The sequence below is a fragment of the Streptomyces sp. NPDC048275 genome (assembly GCF_040652275.1).
Taxonomy (GTDB): Bacteria; Actinomycetota; Actinomycetes; order Streptomycetales; family Streptomycetaceae; genus Streptomyces.
The window spans coordinates 1-9,239 of record NZ_JBEZLR010000082.1; the positions used below are offsets into that span (position 1 = coordinate 1).

Annotated in this window: 8 protein-coding genes; 5 read left to right on the forward strand and 3 right to left on the reverse strand. The window is 72.2% G+C overall.

Annotated features, from left to right (window positions below; all coding sequences use genetic code 11):
- Positions 1–109: 109 nt before the first annotated feature.
- Positions 110–1,732, reverse strand: a complete 1,623-nt coding sequence (locus AB0D57_RS34995; RefSeq protein WP_362082588.1) for an ABC transporter substrate-binding protein — start codon at positions 1,730–1,732, stop codon at positions 110–112.
- A 143-nt stretch (positions 1,733–1,875) separates the two neighbouring features.
- On the opposite strand from AB0D57_RS34995, the gene AB0D57_RS35000 reads away from it, so the two are divergent.
- Positions 1,876–2,310, forward strand: a complete 435-nt coding sequence (locus AB0D57_RS35000) for a protein-tyrosine phosphatase family protein (RefSeq protein WP_362082674.1) — start codon at positions 1,876–1,878, stop codon at positions 2,308–2,310.
- Positions 2,311–2,361: 51 nt separating this feature from the next.
- Here the strand turns inward: AB0D57_RS35000 and AB0D57_RS35005 are convergent, their stop codons facing one another.
- Positions 2,362–3,048, reverse strand: a complete 687-nt coding sequence (locus AB0D57_RS35005) for an RES family NAD+ phosphorylase (protein WP_362082591.1) — start codon at positions 3,046–3,048, stop codon at positions 2,362–2,364.
- A gap of 4 nt (positions 3,049–3,052) precedes the next feature.
- Entirely contained in the window at positions 3,053–3,769 is a 717-nt protein-coding gene (locus AB0D57_RS35010; protein ID WP_362082594.1) for a hypothetical protein, read from the reverse strand.
- 230 nt (positions 3,770–3,999) lie between these two features.
- Between AB0D57_RS35010 and AB0D57_RS35015 the strand changes: the two genes are divergently transcribed.
- The 4 genes from AB0D57_RS35015 to AB0D57_RS35030 are packed head-to-tail and all read left to right on the forward strand — an operon-like array spanning position 4,000 to position 9,185.
- On the forward strand, positions 4,000–5,403 hold the full coding sequence (locus tag AB0D57_RS35015; RefSeq protein ID WP_362082597.1) for a hypothetical protein: 1,404 nt from the start codon (positions 4,000–4,002) through the stop codon (positions 5,401–5,403).
- Positions 5,393–7,501: an AAA family ATPase gene (locus AB0D57_RS35020; protein WP_362082600.1), complete on the forward strand. Its 2,109-nt coding sequence runs from the start codon at positions 5,393–5,395 to the stop codon at positions 7,499–7,501. Before AB0D57_RS35015 ends, AB0D57_RS35020 begins: the two co-directional genes overlap by 11 nt.
- Entirely contained in the window at positions 7,492–8,244 is a 753-nt protein-coding gene (locus AB0D57_RS35025) for a 4Fe-4S single cluster domain-containing protein (protein ID WP_362082603.1), read from the forward strand. The genes AB0D57_RS35020 and AB0D57_RS35025 overlap by 10 nt, the downstream gene beginning before the upstream one ends.
- Positions 8,220–9,185: an FHA domain-containing protein gene (locus AB0D57_RS35030; protein WP_362082606.1), complete on the forward strand. Its 966-nt coding sequence runs from the start codon at positions 8,220–8,222 to the stop codon at positions 9,183–9,185. The genes AB0D57_RS35025 and AB0D57_RS35030 overlap by 25 nt, the downstream gene beginning before the upstream one ends.
- Positions 9,186–9,239 lie beyond the last annotated feature (54 nt).

A 9,239-nucleotide genomic window follows, 5' to 3' on the forward strand; every position in this document is an offset into this window, starting at 1 on the left:
CTGCCGCGTTGTCGTCGGTCGCGATGGCTCCGCCATCACTCCCTCCTCCGCCTTGCAGCCGCACGCACCAGACCCCGCTCCTTCTCCCACCCTCCAATTGCCGGTCGGTCTAAGCCCACTTGGCTTGCAGCAGATTGATGCCCGGGTACGGCTGTGCCCTCATCCCCGTGAGCCTTCTGGCGTCCCACGCCGTCATCAGCTCGTTGTGCACGACCGGGTAGAGGACGGCCTGTTCGGCGACGATGTCGATGTAGTCCTGGATCATCGTCTTCTTCTTGTCGGCGTCCGGTTCCCGCGTCGCCAGGTCCATGTCCCTGAAGAGCCGCCGCGCCACGGGGTGGTCCGCCCACCGGGTGTAGCCCATCCAGAGGTTCTGGGGGCCGTAGTTGTAGTGCATGATCAGGTCGGCGTCCAGCCCGAACTGATTCGGGTTCGAGGCCGCCACGACGACCTGGTAGTCCTGCTTCTGGTCCATCTTGGTGAAGACGGCCGTGGTCTCCTGCGGCGACAGCGTCGTCTCGACGCCGATCGCGTCCCAGGACGCCTTGATGGTCGGCAGGCAGTCCACGATCCAGCTGACGTTGACCGCCAGGATGTCGATCTTCAGCCCCTTGACCCCGGCGGCTTCGAGGAGTTGCTTCGCTTTCCTGGGGTCGTACGAGTAGACGGTCTTCGCGGGCCGGTAGCTCGGGTTGCCCTCGTCGAGGAACGACGTCGACGGCTTCCCGTGCCCTTTCAGGGCCACCTCGACCATCGTGCCGGTGTCGATGGCGTGGTGCAGCGCCTGCCGGACCCGTAAGTCGTCGAAGGGCTTGTGCCGGGTGTTGAACATGAGGAAGAGGTTGTTCATCCCCGCGGCGCCCCGGACGGTCATGCCGCCCTTCGTGAGCTGGGCGATGTTGGCGTACGGGATGTTGTCGGCGATCCGCGCGCCGGCGGCGGCCCCGGAGATCTTCGCGACGCGGGGTGCGGCGTCCACCATGGTCTGCCAGTTCATCTTCTTGAACGCGGGCCTGCGCGGCCCGTTGTAGGCGGCGAACGCCTCGAAGACGGTGTTCGACTTCGGGTGGTGCGCGGTCTGCCGGTACGGGCCCGAGCCGATCGCCTTGCCCCTGATCGCGTCGTCCCAGGCGCCCGGCCGGGAGAAGACGTGCCGGGGCATGATCTTCGCGAGGGTGAGCCGCGAAATCCCGTCGGGGAAAGGGAATTTCAGCACCAGCTCGACGTGGTGCGCGTCGATCTTCCGGACCTCCCGCAGCCAGCCGGCGAAGAAGCCCTTCGCGAGGGTCTGCGTGGTCGGGTCGAGGATCCGGTCGAAGACGAAGACCACGTCGTCGGCGGTGACCGGCGTCCCGTCGTGGAACGTGGCGCCCGCGCGCAGCCGGAACGTCCAGGACGTGCCGCTGAGGTCGGCGGGCACCCGCGTGGCGAGCGCGGCATACGGCTCGCGCGAGATCGGATCGGTGTCGACCAGCCCCTCGTAGATGTGGTTGTTGGCGGCCGTGGCGAACGCGGACGCGGTCTGTGTCGGATCCCAGCTGCCGTCGTTCCCGTAGCCGATGACCGCCATGAGCGTGGCGTTCTTGCCGCCGCCGGAACCACCGGTGTCGTTCGTGGACTCCGGCCCCCACGAGCAGGCGGCCGACGACGCGGACAGGGCGGCGGCCGCGCCGAGCGCACCGGTGCACTTCAGGAACGACCGGCGGTGCGGCGCCGGGGGGTCGGGCGTCATAGGGGGCAGCGTGACATAAAAGGGTCCGTGGGGGCGGTCAAGGCAGCGCACACGAATGGCGTATTTTCCAGAAGTTCGACCGGCGGAGGAGTGTCGGAGGAGTGCCTCCGCCCTGTTTACTCTGGCCCGTGACCTCTGGCCCCGTGAAGTCGACCTGGAACCCGAGCGGTGCGGGCGTCCTGTGCCTGCCCTCCGGTCGACTGGTGCGGGGCCGTGCCCTGCGCCGGCCGTTCCCGCCCGACGGCCCGCTACCGACGTACGCCGTCCATCTGCTCGGCAGGCAACCTCCCGAAGTCCCTTGGGAGGCGCACTGGCTGCGCTGGCCGGACTTCCGGCTGCCCGCCGACCGCGCCGAGGCCCGGGCGGTACTCGCCGAGGCCTGGAACCGGGCGCCCGTCGACCGCGTCGAGATCGCCTGCGGCGGCGGCCGGGGCCGCACCGGCACGGCCCTGGCCTGCCTCGCCGTCCTCGACGGAGTCCCGCCCAAGGAGGCGGTGGACTTCGTCCGCCGCCACTACGACCGGCGGGCGGTGGAGACGCCCTGGCAGCGCGGGTACGTACGCCGCTTCGCCGACTGACTTGCGCTCCTCCTCGGCGCTGACGTCCCCGTATACGGGGCCCCGGTGAGGTCACGCGCGCTTGCGAGGAGGTTGGACCATGATGCGCAGCGGTGCGAGCAGGTCGTTCAGGTAGGCGCGGCCCGCCGGGGTGTTCAGCTCCAGCGGGGGTTCCGACGACGGCTTGAGCAGGGCGGGGCCGTCCTCGGCCTCGTACAGGGCGCAGACCTCGCCCGACACCAGGCCGAAGTCCTGGCGCGACGGCCAGCGCATCCCCACGGCCCAGGATGCCTGGCCACGGATCCAGGAGCCCCAGCGGCGGGTGCGCGGATAGGCCGGGGCCTCGGACTGGACGAGCCAGATGTCCTGGTGGACCGCCGCCAGATGGGCGTTGTCCGTCAGGTCGACCAGCGGCAGGTCGATGGCCGCGACCACCTTGGACAGCACCATGTCCCGCACCTTCGGCTGGGTGATGCGCCGCCGCCCGTCCGGCCGCGGCCGCAGATCACGGGCCAGGGTCTCGCACACGGCGGTCAGCGGGGACAGACCGGCGTACAGATACGGGAGCTTCTCGGGGCTCAGATCGTCCTTGATATGGCAGAACCGTCCGCCGTCCCAGTGCAGATCGGCCGGTACGGACTTGAACTCGGTGGCTCCGCGCCGGGAGCTGTGCACACGCCACAGCTCGGTACCGGCCGGCAGCACATGGCGATGCGGCTTCGCCCGGACGGTCGGGGCGGGGATCATCTGGTCGGGCACGTGCTCACCACTCCGGGATCTCGGCTCGCGCGGCGGACAGCAGAGCGTGGTCCACTCCGGTGCCCAGCAGCCTCGCGGGCGCGGTGTCGAGCCACACGTTGGAGCCCAGCCACCAGTCGGCGGCACCCCAGGGGTCCACGTCGGCCGACAGCAGTCGGTTGATCTCGACGACGACCGCGTACGGTGCCCCGAACGCCGGGTCGAGCTGGAACGCGGGGACACGCTCCACGTCGTGCTCGTCGGTCAGCAGGATCAGGTCGTGGATCTGGTCCGGGGGGAGGACCAGGGAGGCAGCCGGGAGGGAGGGTTCGGCGAGGATCCACGCGTCGTCGGCGTCGGGGCGGTAAGGGGGGACGGTGTCGGGTTCGTCGCTGGTGTTTCCCGCCGCGCGGGCTGCGGAGAAGGCGAGCGCTCGGGGAACCAGGCCCGTCACGTCCCCGTGCAGAACCCGGAGTGCCGCGAGCAGATCGGTGTTGTCCTGCGCCATCGGCGGCGCGAGCTGGAAGCGGACTCCCGGCGGCGCGAGTGCCTGGCGCAAGGGGTGATCGGGCGGAGTGAACGGTTTGACCAGATCGCGTACGTCACTGGCGGCGGCCACGGGATCCGACTCGGCGTCCGCCAGGATCTCCGCCAGTTCCTCGCGTGCGGGCGTGTCCAACAGCCCGGAGAGCTCCGTCCAGTGAGCATGGATCGCCTCAACGGCGTCTGCCAGGAAGGACATACCGACGACCCCCTCTCCCGGCAGGCACCGTAACAGCAGTGCAAGAAGGTCGTGCGGGGATCGTCGAATCGGAGTCGGGCACGCGCCGCGTGATGCATCATGGGCGCCTGGCATCGCCCGAGGGAGTCGGTGCACGTTGTCGATCGCCCGCCGGCCGGGCCCCGGGCCCGCCCCGAACCGACGATGAGCTCTCTCCCGCGCGGTTCAACTGCGACCCTGGGGGAGGGTCATTGAGCAACTCCGCGGCATACGAGTGGACTTACGTCGACGTCGAGGCCGAACGGCGCCGGGACCTGCGCGCCCAGCTCGCGCAGGAGACCACCCGCTCACGCGACCTGCGCGGACAGGCCAAGTCGCTGCGCCGGGCCTACGGCACGGACAAGATCGACGTGTACGTCGTCACCGTGGCCTCCGGCGCCGACTCGACGGAGCTGTCCGCCGCCCTGGAGTCGGCCCGCCGGATCAACCAGCGGGCGGAGGCCGACCTGAGCCGGGCCGCCGCCGACGTCTGGTCCCTGCCGCCCGCCGAGACCGAGCAGCGCAAGGAGTCCCGGCCGGCCGCGCGCCCGGCACCGGTGGCGGCCGACCGGGCCGGCGAGGACCGCGCCGCGCGGGCCAGGGCGTCGGCCCTGGTGGAGGCCGAGGCGCTGCTCAAACGCGACGGACCGGCCTGCGAGCCGGAAGACCTGCCCGTCTTCGCCCGCCGCCTGGAGGCGTTGCGGCAGGCACGCGGAGCCGAGGAGGCCCGGACCCTCTTCCACGACCTCGGTGTCCTCGTACACAAATCGACGCAGCGGCAGCGGAACGCCGCCCGCACGGCCGCGTTGCGGGCCGCGCTGCTCGACCGGCTGGAGGACGCCGCTCCGGAGGACCGGGAGCGGCTGGCGACGGCCGTCGCCGAGGCTCCCGATCCGGCCCACCTGGAGCGGGAAGTGGAGCGGGCGGTGGCGCGCGAGGACATTGCCCGGTACCGGTCCGCCGTCGCGGACACCGTGATGCGGGTGCTGCGCGAGCGCGACTACGCCGTGGGCGACGACTTCGCCGACCTGCTGGCCGAGGACGGCAGCGTCATCGTGCCCTTCGGCGCGGCGGCCGAGGCGTCCGGCGAGGCGGCGGTTCCCGACGGCTACGGGCTGCGGGTGGCGCTCGCGCCGGACCGGCCCGGCCTCACCACCGCGCTGGTGGCCGAGACCGAGACCGAGGCCGAGACCGACCATCGGGTCCAACAGTGGTTCTGCGAGGAGCAGTTGCCCACCATCGAGGACGCGGTGCGCGCACAGGGCGTGGGGCTGGCCCCCAAGTCCGCGCTGGCGCCCGGGGTACGGCCCACGGCCGTGGTACCGGACGGTTCATGGCCCGACACCGGCCGCGCCCATGACCGTACGGAGGACCAGGCGGACGAGACGGGTCGGGTGGACCAGACGGGTCAGGTGGACCAGACGGAATGGGCGGAGGAGACGGGCGGGGCGGACGAGACGGAACGGGCGGAGGAGACGGGCGGGGCGGACGAGCCGGAACGGGCGGAGGAGACGGGCGGGGCGGACGAGACGGAACGGGCGGAGCCGCGTCGCAAGAGGAAGGCCAAGTCCGCGCGGCGCACCTCGTACGGACAGGAGGGGGAGCGTGGGCGCTGAAACCAGCGGTGCCGGTGGGTCGTTCGACAAGGCCGGGCCGTTCCACAAGGAGCCCCCGGCACCCGCAGCCCCGCCTCTGGCCCCCGCCTGGATCCGTGAGCTGGACATGGCGCTCACGGTGTACCCGCAGATCCTGCTGACCGGCAACGTCCGCGATGTGTTCCTGCTGCCCGAGGACGGCGAGGGCGGGGTGGCCGCGCCCGAACCGGATCACGCCCTCATGCCCTACAGCCTGGAAGAGGTCATCGAATCGGTCTGCCGCACCCGGGGCTACGGCGCCCTGGCCCGGCAGAGCATGGTGATCGACCACGTGGTCGCCTGGCGGCTCACCGGCGAGAAGTTCGAACTCCCGCCCGCCCTGCGCCGTATGGCCGAGGAGGACGCCCGCGCCGCACGAGGGCACGACGAGAACCCCGACGGCGCCGACGACCAGGACGACGACGACATCGAGGCGGGCATCGCCCGGATGCGCGAGATCATGATCGGAACGGTCCAGCACACAGGTCCCGCGATCGGCCTGATCATGCCCTACACCGCCCGCCTCGGATCGCCGCGCAACCCCGTGGCCGGAGAGGCGGCACGACTGCTGGCCGCCGCCGAGGAACTGGGGCACACCGCGCGCCCGGTCCGCGGCAGCGGGGGCGTGACGCCGTACAACACGATCTTCTGGGTGGTCGAGAAGCAGGAGGACCTGCCCCTCGAATTCGCCATCGGCAGCCGGGCGGTGCGCGTGATCACCGTGCCCGAACCCCCGCACGACCAGCGCCACGCGGCCGGCCGGTTCGTGGTCGAACGGCTCGCCCGGCGCCGGACGGGCGAGGGCGCGGCGCCCGCCGCGGAGGGGGAACAGCTCCAGGCGACCGAGGCGCTCGCCCGCTCCTCGTACGGCATGGGCGTCGGCGAGATCCTCGCGGTCGGCCGGATGGCCGCCGACCGGGGGCTGCCCCTGAGCCGCCTGGACGAGGCCGCGCGGCTGTACCGGGTCGGCGTACTCGACAACCCCTGGGCCACCCAGGCCGTGCGCGAGAACATCCTCAACGGCGAGGCCTACCTCAACGCCCAGGTCATCGGCCAGCCGCACGCCGTACGGCGCACCATCGAGATCTTCATGCGCTCGGCGGCCGGACTGACCGGCGCCCAGTCGTCCAGTTCACCGAGCCGGCCGCGCGGCACGCTCTTCCTGTCCGGGCCCACCGGCGTCGGCAAGACCGAACTCGCCAAGGGCGTCGCCAAGATGATCCTCGGCGAGGACGCCCGGCCGATCCGCTTCGACATGAGCGAGTTCGCCGAGGAGCACGCCCGGGACCGGCTGATCGGGGCACCGCCCGGATTCGTCGGGCACAGCGCCGGCGGTGAGCTGACCAACGCGGTGCGCGCGCACCCGATGAGTGTGCTGCTCTTCGACGAGATCGACAAGGCGCACCCACGGTTGTTCGACCTGTTCCTGCAGATCCTGGAGGACGGCCGGCTCACCGACGGACAGGGCGCCACGGTCCACTTCACCGAGTGCGTACTCATCTTCACCTCGAACCTGGGCGTGTCGGCGGAGGTGGTCAGGCCGAAGAGCCGGCGCGGCGCCAAGCCGGACGGCGGTGGCGGTGGCGGTGGCGGCGAGGGCAGCGGTGACGAGGAGGCCACCGAGGCCAAGCCGGGGTCGCGGCTCTCCCGCCACGACAAGCCCGAGGATGTGCGCGAGGCCCTGCGAGCAGCGTTCGACACCTTCTTCAACGACCACATCGGGCGGCCCGAACTGCGCAACCGGTTCGGCGACAGCTTCGTCCCGATGGACTTCATCCAGCCCGACTCGGTGCGGCTGATCCTCGACAAGGCCCTGGCGTCCGTGATCGGGCGCGTCAAGGAAGCGCACGGCGCCGAACTGACGGTGGCCGACGACCCCTGGGAGGTCCTGCGCGTCGAGGCCACCCGCCGCCTGGACCACGGCGGGCGCGGCGTGGTCACCGCCGTGGAGTCCGCGCTGGTCAACCCGCTCTCCCGAGAGCTGTTCCACCAGCCCGCCCGGCCCGGGGAGCACATCGAGATCGAGGCCGTGGACGGCCAGGACGAGGCGTACACCGTGAAGGTACGGCGATGGATGTGAGGGGCGGTACGGCGGGGGAGACTGCGGACGGTACGGCAGGGAAGGCGCCGGACGTACGGGACGCGCCGGGGCCGGTGTTGCGCGTGTCCCAGGTGCTCGGGCCCATCACCGCGCTTGGTCCGGGCCGACGCCTCGGCGTGTGGGTGCAGGGCTGTCCGCTCGCCTGCGCCGGGTGCATGTCCCGCCACACCTGGGATCCGCGCGGCGGCCGTGACGTCGGTGTCGAGCGGCTGGTAGGGCTGTGGCACCGGGGGCTGGCCGACGGCTACGACGGGCTGACCGTCAGCGGCGGCGAACCGCTGGAACAGCCGGAGGCCCTGGCCGCGTTGCTGGACGCGGCCGACCGGGTGCGCCGCGGGGCGGGCCGGGCGGACGCCGACCTCCTCGTCTACACGGGCTGGGAGGAAGCCGAGATCGCCGCCTCGCCGCGGGCCACGGCAGCCCTCGACCGCGCCGACGCCGTCATCACCGGGCGCTACCGCGCGGGCGAACCGACCCCGCTGGTCTGGCGCGGCTCGGCCAACCAGCGGCTGATCCCACGGACCCCGCTCGGCCGCCGCCGCTACAGCCCTCATCTGCGCCGCACCGCCGACCGTCCCGAGCTGCAGGTACGGGTGACGGACGGGGCCGTCCACATCGTCGGCGTCCCCAGGCCTGGTGAACTCAGCGCCTTGGAGCGGGATTTGGCCGGACGCGGAGTGACCTTCCGGGAGAACACATGGCGACCGGAGAAGACATCATGACGACCGAGACCACCCGCTACCGCTGTCCCGTGACCCCCGACGAGTGCCCGTCGTCGACACGCCGCGGCTTCTGCCAGACCCACGAGTGGGAGCGGCTGGTACCCGAACGGGTCTATCTGGTGGCCGAGTCGGAGGACGACGCGGCACAGACATCCGGGCCGGGCGGAGACGATTCGGGGGCGGCCGGGCAGGGTTCCGGTGGGTCCGGGGTGGCCGGGAGCGACTCCGACGGCTCCGGCACGGACGCCCGGAGTACGGACGCCCGCAGGGGAGGCCCGGCGCGAGCGGCCGGGCCCGGCCGCCGGAACCAAGGGCCGACCGCCCCGAACCGAGAGAGCACTGCTCCGAACCGAGAGCGCCCCGCGCCGAACTACGAGAGCACTGCTCCGAACCGAGAGCGCCCCGCGCCGCATCGCGACCGCCCCGCCTCAAGCCAAGGAGACGGCCGCCGCAACCGCCCGCCCCGCCCGGCCGGTCCGACCACCGACGGCCCCCACGCACCCAGCGGCCGATCCACCCCCGCCGTGCCTCCCACCCGGCTGCAGTCGACGCCCACCCCCACGCCCCGCCCCCGCCAGGACACGTCCCGCAGAGCGGCCCCCGCCCCGGCCGCTCCCTGCCTCGCGCTCGTGCTGGCCGGTGCGCTGATCCCCGTACGCGGTGTGGACCAGGACCCCACCCAGCTGGGCCGGGACGCCCCCGAGTGCGCCCACGTGCCGGGCCTGGCCGCGCTCGACCAGCTCTCCCGGGCCCACGCCGAACTGCACTGGCACGCGGGCCGCCTCTACATCACCGACACCGACTCGTCCAACGGCACCTACGTCGACGACGAGCTCATCACCCGCCCCACCCAGCTCTGGCCCGGCGGCCACCGCCTCCGACTGGCCGAGGACGTGGACGTGGACGTCGTCGAACTCGACGAGTACGGCGCGCCGCGCTGACCCGTACGACGACGCCACCGCACCGCCGCACTCGTTGAACACCGCCATCCGTAT

What these genes read in the sequence shown, in the direction of transcription:
- AB0D57_RS34995 (WP_362082588.1), bottom strand. Translation starts at nt 1,732, where the DNA reads ATGACGCCCGACCCCCCGGCGCCGCACCGCCGGTCGTTCCTGAAGTGC.
- AB0D57_RS35010 (WP_362082594.1), bottom strand. Translation starts at nt 3,769, where the DNA reads ATGTCCTTCCTGGCAGACGCCGTTGAGGCGATCCATGCTCACTGGACG.
- AB0D57_RS35025 (WP_362082603.1), top strand. Translation starts at nt 7,492, where the DNA reads ATGGATGTGAGGGGCGGTACGGCGGGGGAGACTGCGGACGGTACGGCA.
- AB0D57_RS35030 (WP_362082606.1), top strand. Translation starts at nt 8,220, where the DNA reads ATGGCGACCGGAGAAGACATCATGACGACCGAGACCACCCGCTACCGC.